Origin of the sequence: Synechococcus sp. UW179A, assembly GCF_900473965.1 — a bacterium.
GTDB lineage: Bacteria > Cyanobacteriota > Cyanobacteriia > PCC-6307 > Cyanobiaceae > Synechococcus_C.
In genome coordinates this window covers 122,993-140,292 of sequence record NZ_UCNJ01000014.1, presented here as the reverse complement: position 1 = coordinate 140,292, position 17,300 = coordinate 122,993, and the positions used below count along the sequence as shown (strand labels likewise).

Sequence of the window (17,300 nt, the reverse complement as noted above, 5' to 3'; positions counted from 1 at the left end):
CTATCGATGCAAGTGCTTGGATCCATGCCGATTCGGATGGCGTTTCTTGGGCCGGAAGGCACCTATGGAGAGCGAGCGGCCAAAGAGATGACCCGGTTAGAACAATTCAGTGATGCTGAGTTGGTGGCATGCACCGGGCTGCGTTCAGTGGTCGACCATGTGGCTGATGGCCGTTGCGAGGCTGCTGTAGTGCCTGTTGAGAACTCCGTTGAAGGTGGTGTCACGGCCAGTCTTGATGCCCTCTGGTCTCATCCCGATCTGTGCATTCGACGTGCTTTGGTTCTTCCGATCCGCCACGCCCTGCTCAGTAGTGGTTCGATAGAGAGCGTGACGGAGGTGCTGTCTCACCCTCAGGCGCTGGCGCAATGCAGCGGCTGGTTGGCAACCCATCTTCCGCAGGCGCTCCAACTGCCAACCACATCCACAGCAGAAGCTGCGCGGATGGTTAAAGGCAGCCGTTTCAGAGCAGCAATTGCGGATCGGTGCGTTGGCGAATTGCAGGGTCTAGGGGAACTGGCGTTCCCGGTGAATGATGTGGTGGGCAACAGGACCCGCTTTCTGTTGCTGCATCGCGGCGAGCGTCTGCGCGATGGTCAGCTCGCCAGCCTGGCTTTCTCTCTGCATCGCAATGCTCCTGGGGCTCTGATCGAAGCTCTTCAGGCGATTGCGGGGCTCGGGCTGAACATGAGCAGGATCGAGTCGAGACCGTCGAAACGCGCGTTGGGTGAATACGTGTTTTTTGTGGATGTGGAGTTGCCAGCTTCCTGTGCGGATGGCGTACTGACAAAGCTGGAGACGCATCTCAGCCCACTGTGTGAGCATCTGGCCAATTTCGGTGCTTATCCCAGCTCGGAATTCAACTAACCAGAGGCGAGGCGGAACACGCCGAATTGCATCATTCCCCGGGCGAACGCCCAGCGCATCAACAGCATTGTGGGAGTTTCACGCAGGCCTTGAAGCAGGGCGGGCGGGCCGAGTTTGAGCACTGCTGCGGGTCGGCGAAACCCTTCCAGGATCGATTCATTCCAGGAAGGGAGAGTCGCCCTGGTCCAGTCACCTGTGTCGATCAGCCCTCGGCGCTGACTGCTGCATTCGAGGTTGTGCTGAAACCCCGGGATGCTGGCGAATTCGGGATGAGCCCACTGGGTCAGCAGCTGATGCATCACCCAGCGTTCGCGGGCATCAAGTGCACCATCGCGAGGATCACGACGGTTCCAATCAGCGACAGCCAGAGCTCCACCTGGTTTGAGAACCCTGAGTAGCTCATCAGCAAACCGTTGCTTATCCGGCATGTGTGGGCCTGCCTCCACACTCCACACACCGTCGAATTCAGCGTCCGCAAGATTCAGGTTCAGCGCGTCCATCACGGCAAAGCGGCAGGACAGGTTGTCCGGTGTTAAATCCGTAGCCCGTTGGATCTGTGCGGGACTGATGCTGATGCCAAGCACGTCAAAGCCGTAGTCTCTGGCAAGAATCCGGGCGCTGCCGCCGATCCCGCAGCCCACATCAAGCACTCTTGATCCGGGAGGGAGGCGATCCAACCCACTCCAATGCACCAATTCGTGCACGAAATCGGCTTTGGCACGGCGGAAATCCCGCCGAATCGGAGGGTCCCCATAATGTCCCAAGTGCACGTGCTCTCCCCAGAGAGTCTCGAGCAGTCGGTCTTCGGTCCAGGCGTCATAAGCAGAAGCGACGCTTTCACTGGACTGATAGGTCCGGCTTCGTCGAGTCCAGAGTGCATAGGCTCCCGCAGCGGCTGCGAGCCCGATCACGGCCGGAGCCAGGAAAGTGGTGACAGGCATCAACCGTTGCCGGAATCGGCTGAAGAGAGGGTGTCGCGCAGCACGGTGCGTGCTGCCAGCTGGCGACGGGTTTCATCGAGCATTTCGAACTCCTGTTCGAGCCGGGTACGGGTACTCGTGAGTTCCAGAAGTTCCTGCTGTTGATCGGCCACGGGGCCACCGAGGTGAGCACCGATCCAGAACGAGAGCTCTCTCGGCAGGTCGGGCAGATCGTCAGGAAGTGCTGTGGGGGAATCCGTGAGCTTTGCCGTCAGCTCGACCACATCTCTGAGGGCTTTTGTAACGGAATCGCTGAGAGTATGAAGCTGATCGATGTCGCTCTCTGGCTCATCCTCAATCCAGCTCACCATGGCAGTGCGGAAAGGAGTCTCACGGGTCACATTCAGCACCCTGAAACGCTGCTGTCCGAGCGTCACGACGTTGCTGCGCCCGTCGTCGCCTGTCTGATGCTGGATCACTTCGGCACAACAGCCGATGGAAGCCATCCTTTGGCTGCGGGGATCCCAACGAACGACGCCAAAACGTCGATCACTTTCCAAGACGCTCTGCAGCATCATCCGGTAACGCGACTCGAAGATGTGCAACGGCAGCACGTCGCTAGGGAACAGAACGAGATCCGGCAGAGGAAATAGGGGAAGCTCTCTGACGGACAGGTCAGCCACGCATGAAATTACTGAGGAATCGAATCTTAGGCAGCTGACCGAATGACCGTGCTCGGCTTAGAGCTTCACCTCGATATCCACGCCGCTGGGCAGATCGAGTTTCATCAATGCGTCGATCGTCTTGGCAGAAGGACTGTAGATATCAATGATGCGGCGATGGGTGCGTGTCTCGAAATGTTCCCGTGAATCCTTGTCCACGTGGGGGGAGCGGAGCACGCAGTAGATCTTGCGCTTGGTGGGAAGAGGAATGGGGCCGATCGCCGTTGCAGCAGTGTTATCGGCAGTTTCGATGATCTTGTCGCAGGACAGATCCAGCATGCGGCGGTCGAACGCCTTCAAACGGATTCGGATCTTCTGCTGGGCAATTGCAGTGGACATGAAGCGCGAAGAAATCTCCTAGGGAGATCACGAGAGGTGGATTGTCGAGGTGCAGATTGAACGTGTCTTGGCAACGTTCACTTCGTTCATGAATGCTAAGGGATGGCCTGACACTGGTCAGCCCATCCCTGCAATCATCCCGGTTCGATCACTCGATGATCTTGGAGACGACGCCCGCACCAATGGTGCGTCCACCCTCACGGATGGCAAAACGCATGCCCATTTCCATAGCGACTGGGCAGATCAATTCCCCCGTCATCTGGATATTGTCTCCGGGCATCACCATTTCCACGTTGCTGCCATCTTCCGCAGTGAAGGCGGTGATTTGACCGGTCACGTCCGTGGTGCGGATGTAGAACTGCGGGCGGTAGCCAGCGAAGAAAGGAGTGTGGCGACCACCTTCTTCTTTTTTGAGGACGTAAACCTGACCCTCAAACTTGGTATGAGGGGTGATTGAGCCAGGCTTCACGAGCACCATGCCGCGCTCGATGTCTTCCTTCTGAATGCCGCGGAGCAGCAGACCCACATTGTCTCCAGCCATTCCCTCATCGAGCAGCTTGCGGAACATTTCCACACCGGTAACGGTGGTTTTCCGAGGCTCTCTGATGCCGACGATTTCGACTTCTTCGCCCACCTTGACGATGCCGCGCTCGATACGGCCTGTCGCCACGGTGCCACGGCCGGTGATGGAGAAGACATCCTCAACAGCCATCAAGAATGGCTTGTCGACTTCGCGCTCGGGCTCAGGGATGTTGGAGTCAACGGCTGCCATCAGCTCTTCGATCTTGGCTTCCCACTCAGCCTCACCTTCGATGGCCTTCAGTCCAGAGACCTGAACAATGGGGATATCGTCTCCGGGGAAGTCGTAGCTGGAGAGCAGTTCGCGGATCTCCATTTCCACCAGTTCGATGATCTCTTCGTCATCAACCATGTCGCACTTGTTCAGCGCAACCACCAAGGCGGGGACGCCCACCTGCTTGGCCAGCAGGATGTGCTCCTTGGTCTGGGCCATGGGGCCGTCGGTGGCGGCACAAACGAGAATGGCGCCGTCCATCTGAGCGGCACCGGTGATCATGTTTTTCACGTAGTCCGCGTGACCGGGGCAGTCCACGTGGGCGTAGTGACGCGAGTCCGTCTCGTATTCGACGTGAGCGGTGTTGATGGTGATGCCGCGTTCGCGCTCTTCAGGAGCACCGTCGATATCGGCGTAGTCCTGGACCTCTGCCTGTCCCTTTTTGGCGAGCACATTGGTGATCGCGGCGGTGAGGGTTGTCTTGCCGTGGTCAACGTGGCCGATGGTGCCGATGTTGACGTGGGGCTTGTTCCTTTCGAACTTCTCGCGTGCCATTTTGGTTAAAGAATCGGGGGTGAAATTAAAAGGGGGTAGAGATCAGGAATTGCCCTGATTCTTGGAAATGATGGCCTCGGCCACGTTGCGAGGAACATCCTCATAGTGGCTGAATTCCATCGAGAAAATACCCCGACCCTGGGTCATGGATCGGAGCTCGGTGGCGTAGCCGAACATCTCGGCCAAGGGCACCTTGGACGAGACTTTTGACGTGCCATCGTCAATTGCCTGACCTTCGACCTGGCCCCTGCGGGAGGACAGGTCGCCGATGATCGAGCCGAGGAAATCCTCGGGGACTTCGACTTCGACCTTCATCATCGGCTCAAGAAGCACTGGATTGCACTTCTTGACCGCATCCTTGAAGGCCATCGAACCGGCAATTTTGAAAGCCATTTCCGACGAGTCCACATCGTGATATGAACCGTCGATCATGGTGACTTTGACGTCGATCATCGGGAATCCGGCGATCACGCCGGACTCACAGGTCTCCTTCATGCCCATTTCGGAGGGCTTGATGAATTCCTTTGGAACGACACCGCCAACAATCTTGTTGACAAATTCAAAGCCGGATTCTGGTTCGCCCGGCTCCATTTCGATCACCACGTGGCCGTATTGACCCTTACCACCTGTTTGACGAGAGAACTTGCCCTCGCCTCGTGATGAGGCGCGAATGGTTTCGCGATAGGAAACCTGAGGAGCGCCGATATTGGCCTCCACCTTGAATTCACGAAGCATCCGGTCGACCAGGATCTCCAAGTGGAGCTCTCCCATCCCGGCAATCACGGTCTGGCCAGTCTCTGAATCAGTTCTGACCCGGAAGGTGGGGTCTTCTTCAGCCAGTGAGACGAGAGCTTTGGAGAGTTTCTCCATATCGCCCTTCGTTTTGGGCTCAACTGCTACGGAGATCACCGGTTCAGGAACAAACAGAGTCTCAAGAACAATCGGATCTTCCACAGAACACAGAGTGTCTCCAGTGGTTGTGTTCTTCAGACCCAGAACAGCACCCAGATCGCCGGCGCGCAGCGCATCAACTTCCTCGCGGTCGTCGGCTTTCAGCACAACCAGCCTGGAAATGCGCTCTTTGCTGTCCTTGGTGGAGTTGAGCACGTAACTGCCCTTCTCGAGCACACCGGAGTACATCCGAACAAAGGTGAGCTTGCCGTAGGGATCAGCCATCACCTTGAAGGCAAGCGCACTGAAGGGAGCTTTATCGTCAGATGGACGAACAGCTTCCTTGCCGTTAGGCAGAACTCCCTGGATCGGGGGAACGTCCACAGGTGCGGGCAGGTAATCGACAACTGCGTCGAGAACCAGCTGTACTCCTTTGTTTTTAAAGGCGGAGCCACAAAGCACGGGCACGAGACCATGCTTGAGGACGCCTTCGCGAATGCCGTTTTTCAGCTCATCGATCGAAAGCTCTCCGGTTTCCAGGAACTTCTCAATCAGGTTTTCGTCGTTCTCGGCAACGGTTTCCATCAGAACGTTGCGCCATTCATCCACCTGATCCTTCATGTCAGCCGGAACATCGGTGACTTCGATGTTTTGACCGAGATCGTCTTTGTAGATGTGTGCCTGATTGGCCACGAGATCAATGATGCCGCTCAGCTCGCCTTCAGCACCGATGGGCAGCTGAATCGGAACGGCATTCGCTTTGAGTCGATCCTTGATCTGACCGTGAACCTTGAGGAAGTCGGCGCCGGTGCGATCCATTTTGTTGACGAACACCATCCGTGGCACGGAATAGCGGTCGGCCTGGCGCCAGACGGTTTCTGACTGAGGCTGGACTCCTCCAACCGCGCAGAACACAGCAATCACACCATCGAGCACACGCATGGAGCGCTCCACCTCGATGGTGAAGTCCACGTGACCAGGGGTATCAATGATGTTGATGCGGTGGTCTTTCCAGCTGGTTGAAATGGCCGCAGCAGTGATGGTGATGCCCCGCTCGCGCTCTTGAGCCATCCAGTCGGTCACCGCTGCACCGTCGTGCACTTCACCGATCTTGTGAACCACGCCCGAATAGAACAGGATCCGTTCTGTCGTGGTGGTTTTGCCCGCATCAATGTGGGCAGCGATACCAATATTTCTGACGCGTTCCAGGGGAAAGGCGCGAGCCACAGGAAACTCCGGGGTGGGGCGTAAAAAGGCGGGTGAGATCCTACAGGTCCGCCCCGAGCAATCGAGGCTTCAGAGCGGGGTTGGATCAGTAGCGGTAGTGGGCGAATGCCTTATTGGCTTCGGCCATCTTGTGGGTTTCTTCGCGTTTGCGAACGGCACTGCCTGCTTCATTGGCAGCATCCATCAGTTCACCAGCAAGCTTCTGGGCCATGCTGCGACCATTGCGAGCGCGAGAAAAACTGACAAGCCAACGCAAAGCCATGGCAGTGCCGCGCTCCTGGCGCACTTCCATGGGCACCTGATAGGTGGCACCGCCGACGCGTCGGGCACGGACTTCAACGAGAGGAGTCGCGTTCTTCACGGCCGTTTCAAAGAGCTCGATGGGATCGCCACCGGTGCGGTCGCCGATCAGACTGAAGGCATCGGACAGGATTCGCTGTGCCGTGGACTTCTTTCCATGCTTCATCAGCCGGGCCACGAGCATCGTGGCAAGTCGGTTGTTGAACTGGGGATCAGGGAGGACCGGGCGCTTGACGGCGGCGTTACGGCGTGACATGGACTGTCAAATAAAAAAGGAACGGAGAAGGGTGAAGGTGATGGGTGGAAACGATCCTGAAGCTGGATCGTTGGCGATCATTCCTTCGGTGACTTGGCGCCGTACTTCGAACGAGACTGACGGCGGTCCTTGACCCCTGCGGTGTCAAGAGTTCCGCGAATGATGTGATATCGAACTCCGGGGAGATCTTTGACTCGACCACCGCGGATCAGCACAACCGAGTGCTCCTGCAGGTTGTGGCCGATACCGCCGATGTAGGCGGTGACCTCAAAACCCGAGGTGAGGCGCACACGGGCCACTTTGCGCAAAGCCGAATTGGGCTTCTTGGGGGTGGACGTGTACACACGGGTGCAAACACCACGGCGTTCGGGGCAGGCTTTCAGAGCTGGCGATTTGGTTTTCGCCTTTGAGCTCTGGCGCTCGGTCCGGATCAGTTGCTGAATGGTTGGCATCGACGGTCGCGTAGCGGCCGGAGATCCGACCTGTTCGACAATCCATCACAATACCGGTTCGACCTGCCTGATCTGATCAAAGGCGGCTGAAAGCGCTGCCGCAGGCACAGCAACGCACTGCATCGCTGCTCAGGATCAGAAATCCACCGCCACTGATGTCGCTGCGATAATCCAGTGTCAGCCCTTCCAGCAACGCGTGCTGGGCATCGGGAACATGCAGGGTGACGCCCTCTGATCTGGCAACCGGTGTTCCGCTGAGCTGGCCTGGCTGAAGACGGATGACATTTCGCTCACAGTGCCCTGCCGTGAGATCCAGATGCATCGCTCCGGGGGTTCCTGCAACAGCAGCCTGTCGACCCAGTTCGGCGGCTGCAGTGGCGGTGATTTGCAGCGTGGCGCCCATGGACCGAAGCTCAGGAGAGGCTCCAGTGTGCCAGCCGTTGTTCAGCGGCGAACCAGCCCCAGACCGTTCTGAACCCTGGGTGTCATGCCGCGTCCTGTCATGACGGTTCGATTGGCTGCAAGCAGCGTGGTGGAGCTACCACCATCGAGATTGAGGGCGTCGAGCATTCCCAGCTGCTGAAGAGCCAGTGTCGTTTCCAGCAGCGTGGGATCACTCCCTGAAGTGCCTTCGATTGTTAACAGCCACACACGACTGCGGTCCTGGGCAACAACCGTTCGTGGAGCTGCAAGGGATAGGAACCCGGCACTGAACCCTTCCTGGCGACCTCGCAAAACAACCTGGCCATTTTTCAGCAGAAGTGGACCACCGGCCAGCACCTGAGGTTGCTCTCCGACTGCAGAAGATGGCCGCACACTGATGCTGACTCGATCGCCGGGTTGAGCTGGAAGTGGAGCTCCAGCGCGGGAAACGATCAGGGAGGCGCCGGGTTTCAAAGGAACCCCCCGATTCAGCTCGGCGCGATCATGCTGACTAATGGTGACTCCATCCCGCACGCTGATGGCCTTCTCTTCGCCGCTAAGGGCCTTGTAGATAGGACCCCATGCACGGGTGTACCGACTCAACCCGCGCTGGACGTAGCCACTGTTGAGAAAACCCAGGCCCCAGCGACGTCCACCGTTGACCTGCATGGACTGGTCGAGGCGCAGTCGATTGAACAGAAGTCTGTTCCCTGCTGTCCAGCCGATGGCTCCCCGGTTCAGAATCGGTCCCGAAAACCAGGTCCCATCGACACGAAGGGCGCCGAGGGGAAGCTGACGAACACGATTAAAGAACCCTCCATTGATGGCCAACAAAGCCTGTTCAGGCTGGGCCAGTTGGCTCAGAAATCGAATCCCGGTTTGTGCCCCTCGAGCAGCGAGTGGTCGAAGCTTGAGAGTGCTGCTGTTAAAGGGAACACCTGCTCTGTAAATCTTCACCGGCTTGACCCCTACACGAAGTGTGCGGGCGTCCAGCACCAGTCCGTTGCGATTCTCCGCCTGGATCTCTGGATTGAGCAGAGCTGACTGCAACGCATTCCTGCTAGCACGCACCTGGGTGGTGCCCGAGCTGCTCAACCCATCGATCACAAGCCGCCACGGTGATGCAAGCGTGAGCGTCGGACGATCGGCACTGCCTTGGAGTCGCAGACCATGACTTTCACGCTTGGTCTTCAGACCGATTTCACGCAACTGGGCTTCTTGGGCTGCACTGATCGAAACCCCAAGGAATAAATCGTCGTTCTGACGTTGCAACAGCGCAGGACCACTGAGATCGAGCACCAGCCGCCCTGCTGTGCTGCCGCGCCCCTGACGCAGCTTCTGGACTCTGGGAGCTTTGAGCGAGATCGAGAGGACACCATTGCGACGGCTGGTCGAGACATTCAATGTCTTGAACCAAGGTGCTGCATCAACTGCCACCTCATCGTCAAGAGAGCGCTTGTTCAGTGCCTGTAAAGGGACGCTTTGACCGAACCACTCCAGTGCCTCGCCTCCTTCATTGACAACCCTCTGGAAGCCGAGTCGTCCGATCAGCAGATCCAGTGGAATCCAGAGCTGGTCTGGTGAGCTTTGGTCGTTTCCGACCCACTGCCAAGTCCCCTTGGATGCAAGGCCTCCAACCTTGACTTCGCTACCGCTGAACCGGTTGGCTGTGCGCACTTCGGCAACCGGGGCTGGAGGAGGAGGCGGCAATAACATGTGCAGACGCTAGCCGGGGTGGCCAATCCTTAGGATCGAATTTGGTCCGTGATGGATGTTGCATCCAGAGCGGCGTCAGCCCGACTCTTATCCAGGTCATGACTCACCTCACCGGCTCCTCCTGGCCTTACAGCGACAGCGCTGCGCCCCAGGCGGTAGCCGGCGAAAAGGACGCCTGTGGAGTGGGATTCCTGGCTCAGATGCAGGGACAACCCAGTCATTGGGTTCTGGAGCAGGCCCTGCGTGGCCTTGGATGTATGGAACACCGCGGTGGTTGTGGGGGTGACGCTGACTCAGGTGATGGTGCGGGCGTTTTGTGTGAAATTCCATGGTCTTATCTGAGGGCGATCTGGCCGGAAGCGGCTGATGCCCGTGGTCTTGGAATGATGTTTCTGCCCACAGATGCTGAACGACGTCAGCAGGCTCGCCAGTTTTTTGAGGAGGAGGCCGCTGCGCTGGGCCTGCAGTACGCCGGTTGGCGCGAGGTGCCTGTCGACTCAACAGTGCTTGGGCCGATGGCTCGTGAAACGGCTCCTGTCATTGAGCAGTGGCTCGTCAAGGGGGAGGCTGAAGGTGATGCCTTCGAGGCGCTGCTGCTGCGTCTACGGCGCCGCGTTGGTGCCAGGGCCAGGGAAGCATGGGGGTTTGAGGGGTCACGCGACTTTTATGTGGCGTCCATGAGCAGTCGAACCGTCGTCTACAAGGGCATGGTGCGTTCGGAAGTGCTCGCGCAGTACTACGCCGACCTGCGTGATTCCCGCTTCGAAGTGAGCTTCGCGGTGTATCACCGGCGCTTCAGCACCAACACCCTTCCACGCTGGCCCCTAGCCCAGCCAATGCGGATGTTGGGGCACAACGGTGAGATCAACACTCTGCTGGGCAATCTCAACTGGGCTAAGGCCTCTGAAGCCAGCCTCGCTGGAGTCTGGGGAGACGCCGCGGATGACCTCAACCCTGTGGTCAATCCCGCTTTCAGTGATTCAGCGAACCTCGACGCCACGCTCGAGCTGATGGTGCGCAGTGGTCGCTCGGTTACCGACAGCCTGATCACCCTTGTCCCGGAAGCGTTCCGCAACCAGCCAGACCTCGATAGCCGTCCTGATGTAACGGCCATGTATGAATTCAACGCTGGCATCCAGGAGCCATGGGACGGCCCTGCTCTGTTGGTGTTCGCTGACGGTAAGCGTGTTGGAGCCACCCTTGACCGCAACGGCCTACGCCCGGCTCGCTGGTGCTCTACGGACGATGGCTTCGTGATTATGGGATCCGAGACTGGCGTGGTGGATCTCAGCGGCAAGACCGTGGTCCAGAAAGGTCGGCTCGGTCCCGGTCAGATGCTGGCGGTTGATCTGGAGACCGGCCAGCTCCTGGATAATTGGTTGGTGAAAGAAGACGCCGCTGGACGTTTTCCCTACGGCGATTGGCTGAAGCAACATCGCCGCAACGTGAGTCCGCAACCCTGGACCCAGTCTCAGCAGGTCGGAGAACTCGACCTGCTGAGACTGCAGACCGCCATGGGCTTCACCGCCGAGGATTTCGACCTGATCATTGGCGACATGGCTTCCCTTGGGAAGGAGCCCACCTTCTGTATGGGTGATGACATCCCACTGGCAGTGCTTTCGGACAAGCCTCATTTGCTCTACGACTATTTCAAGCAACGCTTCGCTCAGGTCACCAATCCTCCGATCGATCCCCTTCGGGAACAACTGGTGATGAGCCTGGAAATGCATCTGGGTGAACGTCGTCCGGCGTTGAAGCCTCAGGCCGATGCCGCTTCTGTGATTCACCTTGATACCCCGATTCTCAATGAGGCTGAGCTGGAAGAGATCAGCCAGCAAGGTCTTCCTGTTCAGTTCCTGTCCACTCAGGTGGCGGTTGAATCCTGCACCGGTGGATTCCGAACCGTTCTTGATGCCATGTGCCAGGCGGCTGAGCAAGCCGTGCACGATGGGGCCCAGGTTCTGGTGCTCTCCGACCGCGTGGATGCCAACGCCAAGCCCACGCCCCTGACTGCCACCACGGTGGCGATGCCAGCACTTCTCGCCGTTGGCTCGGTTCACCACCATTTGCTGCGCCGCAAGCTGCGACTGCGCTGCTCAATTGTGGTGGACACCGCTCAGTGTTGGAGCACTCATCACATGGCCTGCCTGATCGGCTATGGAGCAAGCGGCGTTTGTCCATGGTTGACCTGGGAGACCACCCGCCACTGGCTCCAACACCCGAAAACAAGAAAGCGCATCGAGCAGGGAAAGCTTCCCGACCTCAGTGCTGATCAGGTTCAGGCCAATGTGCGCATCTCTCTAGAAAACGGTCTCAGAAAAATTCTGTCCAAGATCGGAATTTCGCTGCTGGCCAGTTATCACGGCGCTCAGATCTTCGAGGCGATCGGGCTGGGTGCTGATGTGATCGAGACCGCCTTCAGTGGCACGACCAGCCGGGTTGCCGGCATGACTCTTGCGGAACTGGCGAACGAAACACTCTCGATGCATGCCAAGGCATTCCCCGAGCTGAATCGCAGCAAGCTCGAGTTCATGGGATTCGTTCAATATCGCAATGGTGCGGAGTACCACCGCAACAATCCTGAACTTTCCAAGGCCTTGCACAAGGCTCTGGCCCAGGGGCCTGGCTATGACCATTTCTCCACTTACAAGACGTTGCTGGAGAACCGTCCGGTGATGGCGCTGCGTGACCTGCTGGAGTTCAAGGTTGCGTCGACGCCGTTGCCCCTGGATCAGGTGGAGAGTGTGGAAAGCATCTGCACCCGTTTCTGTACCGGTGGCATGAGCCTCGGGGCGCTCTCTCGGGAAGCCCACGAGGTGTTGGCCGTGGCCATGAATCGCATTGGCGGCAAGAGCAACAGTGGCGAGGGTGGTGAGGATCCTGCCCGCTTCCAGGTGCTTACTGACGTGGATAACGATGGCCGGTCCGTCGCCTTCCCCAGCATCGGAGGGCTTCGGAACGGCGATACCGCCTGCTCTGCGATCAAGCAGATCGCCTCAGGTCGCTTCGGTGTCACGGCTGAATATTTGAGGAGCGGTAAACAGCTGGAAATCAAAGTGGCCCAAGGGGCCAAGCCGGGGGAGGGAGGACAGCTTCCCGGCCCGAAGGTGGATAAATACATCGCCTGGCTTCGCAACAGTAAGCCTGGAGTCGCTTTGATTTCACCGCCACCGCATCACGACATTTATTCGATTGAGGATTTGGCTCAACTGATCCACGACTTGCATCAGGTGCATCCCTCGGCGCCGGTCAGCGTCAAGCTTGTAGCCGAGATCGGCATTGGTACCATCGCCGCCGGTGTGGCCAAAGCCAACGCGGACGTCATCCAGATCTCCGGCCATGACGGAGGCACAGGGGCTTCCCCGCTGAGTTCGATCAAGCATGCCGGTGGTCCTTGGGAACTGGGCCTCACCGAGGTGCATCGTGCTCTGCTCGAGAATGGACTTCGTGACAGAGTTCTGCTCAGAGCCGATGGTGGTCTCAAGACCGGCTGGGATGTGGTGATCGCTGCGATGCTCGGTGCTGAGGAATATGGCTTCGGCTCGATCGCCATGATCGCCGAAGGCTGCGTGATGGCTCGCGTTTGTCATCTCAACAGCTGCCCGGTTGGTGTGGCGACACAGAAGGAGAACCTCCGTCAGCGCTTCACCGGAGTTCCTGAGCACGTCGTGAATTTTTTCTGGTACGTCGCCGAAGAGGTGCGTCAGCTCATGAGTCTGCTGGGTCTGGCCCGACTGGAGGATCTCATTGGTCGCAGCGACCTCCTTAAGCCCAGGGGCGTGTCTCTGGCCAAAACCAAGTGTGTGGACCTCTCCAGCCTGCTGGCACCGATCAGTGGTTCTGAAGATCGTTCATGGCTGACCCACAGTGCAGAAGCTCATGGCAATGGGCCGATTCTCGAAGACCAACTATTGGCCGACCCCGAGCTGATGGCTGCCATTGAGAGTCAGCGATCCATCCGTCGCACAGTTCAGATCGTCAACACCGACCGGAGCGTCTGCGCACGTCTGGCCGGTGAGATTGCCCAGCGTTACGGCAATCGTGGCTTTCTGGGCCAGCTCGATCTCACCTTCCGCGGAGCTGCTGGTCAAAGCTTCGGGGCTTTTCTCGTTCAGGGTATGAATGTGCGCCTTGAAGGCGAAGCCAACGACTACGTCGGAAAAGGCATGAACAGCGGTCGTATCACGCTTGTGCCATCGGATTCCACCGCAAATCCCGGTGATCAGGTGATTCTCGGGAACACCTGTCTGTATGGAGCAACCGGTGGTGAGCTGTTCGCGCAGGGTCGCGCCGGGGAGCGCTTCGGTGTGCGCAACAGCGGTGCCCGCACTGTTGTTGAGGGTGCCGGCGACCACTGCTGTGAATACATGACCGGTGGCGTTGTGGTTGTGCTCGGTAGCACTGGCCGCAACGTTGGCGCTGGGATGACCGGTGGCGTCACATTCCTTTTGGATGAAGGCGAACGGGTTACTCCACGTGTGAATCCGGAGATCGTTGAGGTGTGCCCTATCACCACATCTGAACAGGAGTCCACGCTCAAGGGTCTGCTCGAGCTTCATGTCGCTGCTACCGGCAGTGAGAAAGCTGTGGCTCTTCTGTCTGACTGGTCTGCCTCAAGAAGCCGTTTCAAGGTTCTGGTTCCTCCTAGCGAACGTGCTGCCATGGGGCTGGCGGATAAACAGGCGGTTGCGGCCTGATCGATCAACCGCACTGTGCCCTGGTTCATCAAGACCGAAACATTCACTCAGGAGACGGCCGCGCTGCCCCTTGAGCAAAAGCGGCCTCACCTCGAGGCCCATCGCCGATGGGTGATGTCCCAGTGCCACTGCGGACGTCGTATCCACAGTGGCTATCTAGTGGATGGCGAGAAGCGGCCAGGCGGAGGTGGACTGTTGATCTTTGAAGCCCGCAGCTTCGAGGACGCCTACCGCTGGGTGCAGGCCGACCCGATGATTCAGTCAGGACTGGTGACCTGGCAGTTGCAGGAATGGATTCAGATCGGCGGCGATGCGCTCTGATCGTCAGCGTGGGTGGCTGATCATCAGGCGCTGCACTTCGCCGGCGTGATAGCTGCTGCGCGTCAGAGGACTGCTCACCACCTGCAGACAACCCAGCTCCTCTTCGCCAATGCGCCGATAACTGTCGAACTGTTCCGGAGTCACGAAGCGGTTCACCGGTAGGTGTCTCGGCCCGGGAGAGAGGTACTGGCCAATGGTGACGATGTCGACACGGTGGGCGCGCAAGTCGCGCAGCACTTCGATCACCTCCTCATCGTTTTCTCCGAGACCCACCATCAGACCGGACTTGCTGTACGACCTGGGCCATCCATCTCTGACCCGTTTCAGCAATTCCAGAGAGCGTTCGTAATTGCCCTGTGGTCTGGCTCTTCTGTAAAGCCTTGGAACCGTCTCGATGTTGTGGTTGAGCACGTGTGGGGCGGCGTCCATCACCGTTTCCAGTGCGTCCCAGTTCCCACAGAGGTCGGGGATCAGCAGTTCGATTGTGGTGAAGGGTGAGCGTTGTTTCACCTGTTCGATGCAGGCAACGAACTGACTGGCTCCGCCATCGCTGAGGTCATCGCGGTTCACCGAGGTGATCACCACATGCTTCAGTTTCAGCCGTGACACCGCTTCACCTAAACGTTGCGGTTCGGTGGGATCCAGCGTTCGAACGCTCTTGTCGAAGTCAATGTCGCAGTAGGGACAGGCACGCGTGCAGCCCGGACCCATGATCAGAAATGTTGCGGTTCCCCCGGCGAAGCATTCACCGATGTTTGGGCAGCTGGCTTCCTGGCAGACCGTGTTGAGCTTGAGGTCAAGAAGCAGGTCGGCAACAGCTCCGATGCGTTCCCGCTGCGGGGCTTTGACGCGCAACCAGTCGGGTTTCAGAACTGAGGTCATCTTCTACAGTCGGGCCATCGGGATGTGGCGCAGCTTGGTAGCGCACTTCGTTCGGGACGAAGGGGCCGCAGGTTCGAATCCTGTCATCCCGACTGCACTAGGTCGTCATCAGCTCAGTGCGGCTCCTGGGTAACCCCTGGGGGTCACCATGCGGCCGTCCTGAACGCGGCTGCTGCTGTTTCCTATTACCAGCACCGTAAGCATGTCCACGTCTTCAGGCCGCAGGTTGCCCAGATTGTGAATGCTTACCTGCTCTTCGCTGCGTCCGAGCTGGCGAGCCATCACCACAGGAGTGGTCAGAGGACGCGCGCAGAGCAGAATCTCAATGGCCTTTGCCAACTGCCAGTCGCGTTCCCTGGAGCGAGGGTTGTAAAGCGCCACCACAAAATCTCCGTCGGCAGCTGCCTTGATGCGTCGTTCGATCACCTCCCAGGGTGTGAGCCGGTCGCTGAGAGAAATGGTGCAGAAGTCATGCATCAGTGGTGCACCAGCCTTGGCGGCAGCCAGCTGTAATGCGGAGAGACCAGGATGCACTTGGAACTGAGGACGTTCTGTCTGAGGCAGGTCCAGCCAAAGCTCTAACGCCAGCCCTGCCATGCCATAGATGCCGCTGTCTCCGGAGGAGATCAGAGCAACACGGCTGCCCTGACGGGCCAGATTCAGCGCCTGCAAGCAGCGATCGCGTTCCCGGGTGAGTTGTCCGTCTAACCGAACCTGATCGCAGCGCCGCAGCGGTTCAAGCAGATCCAGGTAAAGGCCATATCCCACCCAGAGGACACAGCGGCTGAGTGCTGTGCGGGCGTCGGCAGTGAGCAGTTGCAGTGACCCGGGCCCACTGCCGATCAGATGCAGCTCACCCTTCCAGGGTGCCAGGGCTTGGGCAGCCTCTGCGATCGCCACCGTTACGGCGCCTTTCTCGTCGCCCTCTGCATGGAAGATTTGCTTGGCCTGCAATAGCTGTGCGCCCTCTCCTGAGGCCAGCAGTGCAGAAGCTTCCGCAACAGATGCTGTGCCCATCTCCGCCTTCACCACTTCAGAGGGTGTGGGCACGGCAACATTGGCGAGGGCAGTCGCGCCGAACAGCCGTAGAGGCCAACACTGCTGCTCAGAGAGCTGCAGCAAGGCAGGCTCGTCACCCTTGGCTTTAATGCTGCTGATGCCTGCCACGGCTTCCTTGGCCATTCCTGCGGACTGAAGTGAGCGATCCACAGCTCGTTGAATCAGTGCAAGGCTGCTCAAGCGTTCGCAGCCGATGCCGATCCAGAGCGTGGCTGGGTGCCAGCGACAGCGAGCCCCGTTGGATCGTGGACCGATTGCCAGTGCTGCCTCCTGCTCGGTGTCTGCGGCAACGCTGAAGTTTTGACCGGCCTCACTGCTGCGCCAGAGGTCTGATCCTGTCTCTTGAAGAACATTGACCGGATGCCCAGTGGCCTGGGAGACCATGAGTTCATGCCAATCTTCCGGAGCGCCGCCACGCACCCAACCCCAGTCTTTTCCGAAGGCGTCGAGAGCTAGGCGCTGCTGGCTCGCTGCATCACCGGTCAGCACGACCTGCCCCCCCAGTGCAGCTGCCAGTGCATGGGCCAGTTGTTCAGCCCCTGCCGCATGACCACCAATCAGGGGCACGATCTGTTGACCGCGTGCGTCCATCACCACCACGGCAGGGTCGTTCTGCTTGCAGCTCAGTAAGGGGGCGATCAGTCGTATGACGGCACCCAGGGCTCCGATCACAATCGTGGAGCCTCCGTCTCGCCACTGACCAGCCAGAAGTTCCGTTGCCGGTGCAACCAGCAAATCGCGAGGAGGGGGCTCCAGTGCTGCGGCCGCCAGCGGTGTCAGTCCCACCCGATCAGCCTGGCCCACCTGTCGCAGCTGCTGAAGTAGGGGCCAGGCACTCACTGATAGGCCCAGTGCGAGTGAAGCTCCCATCGGATTGATGGAG

General features: G+C 58.8%; 14 protein-coding genes and 1 tRNA gene. 4 read left to right on the top strand and 11 right to left on the bottom strand.

Going from position 1 to position 17,300, the window contains the following annotated elements; genetic code table 11:
* Positions 1 to 24 precede the first annotated feature (24 nt).
* On the top strand, positions 25 to 864 hold the full coding sequence (gene pheA, locus DXY31_RS08460) for a prephenate dehydratase (protein ID WP_114993373.1): 840 nt from the start codon (positions 25 to 27) through the stop codon (positions 862 to 864).
* Here pheA and DXY31_RS08455 read toward each other — a convergent pair.
* From DXY31_RS08455 to DXY31_RS08415, 9 genes are all read right to left on the bottom strand, one after another.
* Entirely contained in the window at positions 861 to 1,805 is a 945-nt protein-coding gene (locus DXY31_RS08455; RefSeq protein ID WP_114993346.1) for a methyltransferase domain-containing protein, read from the bottom strand. The two genes, pheA and DXY31_RS08455, sit on opposite strands and share 4 nt — an antisense overlap.
* Positions 1,805 to 2,467, bottom strand: coding sequence for an LON peptidase substrate-binding domain-containing protein (locus DXY31_RS08450; RefSeq protein WP_114993345.1), 663 nt, complete (start codon positions 2,465 to 2,467; stop codon positions 1,805 to 1,807). Before DXY31_RS08450 ends, DXY31_RS08455 begins: the two co-directional genes overlap by 1 nt.
* Positions 2,468 to 2,524: 57 nt before the next feature.
* Positions 2,525 to 2,845, bottom strand: coding sequence for a 30S ribosomal protein S10 (gene rpsJ, locus DXY31_RS08445; RefSeq protein ID WP_006042265.1), 321 nt, complete (start codon positions 2,843 to 2,845; stop codon positions 2,525 to 2,527).
* A 148-nt stretch (positions 2,846 to 2,993) separates the two neighbouring features.
* Complete coding sequence (gene tuf, locus DXY31_RS08440; protein ID WP_114993344.1) at positions 2,994 to 4,193, bottom strand: elongation factor Tu; 1,200 nt, start codon at positions 4,191 to 4,193, stop codon at positions 2,994 to 2,996.
* A gap of 42 nt (positions 4,194 to 4,235) precedes the next feature.
* On the bottom strand, positions 4,236 to 6,311 hold the full coding sequence (gene fusA / locus DXY31_RS08435; RefSeq protein ID WP_114993343.1) for an elongation factor G: 2,076 nt from the start codon (positions 6,309 to 6,311) through the stop codon (positions 4,236 to 4,238).
* A gap of 85 nt (positions 6,312 to 6,396) precedes the next feature.
* Positions 6,397 to 6,867, bottom strand: coding sequence for a 30S ribosomal protein S7 (rpsG, locus tag DXY31_RS08430; RefSeq protein WP_066904590.1), 471 nt, complete (start codon positions 6,865 to 6,867; stop codon positions 6,397 to 6,399).
* 77 nt (positions 6,868 to 6,944) lie between these two features.
* Entirely contained in the window at positions 6,945 to 7,319 is a 375-nt protein-coding gene (gene rpsL / locus DXY31_RS08425; protein ID WP_066904579.1) for a 30S ribosomal protein S12, read from the bottom strand.
* A gap of 76 nt (positions 7,320 to 7,395) precedes the next feature.
* Entirely contained in the window at positions 7,396 to 7,722 is a 327-nt protein-coding gene (locus DXY31_RS08420; protein ID WP_114993342.1) for an AIR synthase, read from the bottom strand.
* Between the two features lie 41 nt (positions 7,723 to 7,763).
* Complete coding sequence (locus tag DXY31_RS08415; RefSeq protein ID WP_114993341.1) at positions 7,764 to 9,458, bottom strand: phosphodiester glycosidase family protein; 1,695 nt, start codon at positions 9,456 to 9,458, stop codon at positions 7,764 to 7,766.
* 98 nt (positions 9,459 to 9,556) lie between these two features.
* Between DXY31_RS08415 and gltB the strand changes: the two genes are divergently transcribed.
* Positions 9,557 to 14,155, top strand: a complete 4,599-nt coding sequence (gene gltB, locus DXY31_RS08410; RefSeq protein WP_114993340.1) for a glutamate synthase large subunit — start codon at positions 9,557 to 9,559, stop codon at positions 14,153 to 14,155.
* Between the two features lie 15 nt (positions 14,156 to 14,170).
* The gene (locus DXY31_RS08405; RefSeq protein WP_114993339.1) at positions 14,171 to 14,476 is read left to right on the top strand and encodes a YciI family protein; all 306 of its coding nucleotides are present in this window, start codon (positions 14,171 to 14,173) and stop codon (positions 14,474 to 14,476) included.
* A 3-nt stretch (positions 14,477 to 14,479) separates the two neighbouring features.
* On the opposite strand, the gene lipA is transcribed toward DXY31_RS08405, so the two are convergent.
* The gene (gene lipA / locus DXY31_RS08400) at positions 14,480 to 15,358 is read right to left on the bottom strand and encodes a lipoyl synthase (protein WP_114993338.1); all 879 of its coding nucleotides are present in this window, start codon (positions 15,356 to 15,358) and stop codon (positions 14,480 to 14,482) included.
* An 18-nt stretch (positions 15,359 to 15,376) separates the two neighbouring features.
* Here lipA and DXY31_RS08395 point away from each other — a divergent pair.
* Positions 15,377 to 15,450 (top strand) — tRNA-Pro (locus DXY31_RS08395).
* Between the two features lie 16 nt (positions 15,451 to 15,466).
* Here DXY31_RS08395 and cobJ read toward each other — a convergent pair.
* Complete coding sequence (cobJ, locus tag DXY31_RS08390; RefSeq protein ID WP_114993372.1) at positions 15,467 to 17,287, bottom strand: precorrin-3B C(17)-methyltransferase; 1,821 nt, start codon at positions 17,285 to 17,287, stop codon at positions 15,467 to 15,469.
* Positions 17,288 to 17,300: the final 13 nt, after the last annotated feature.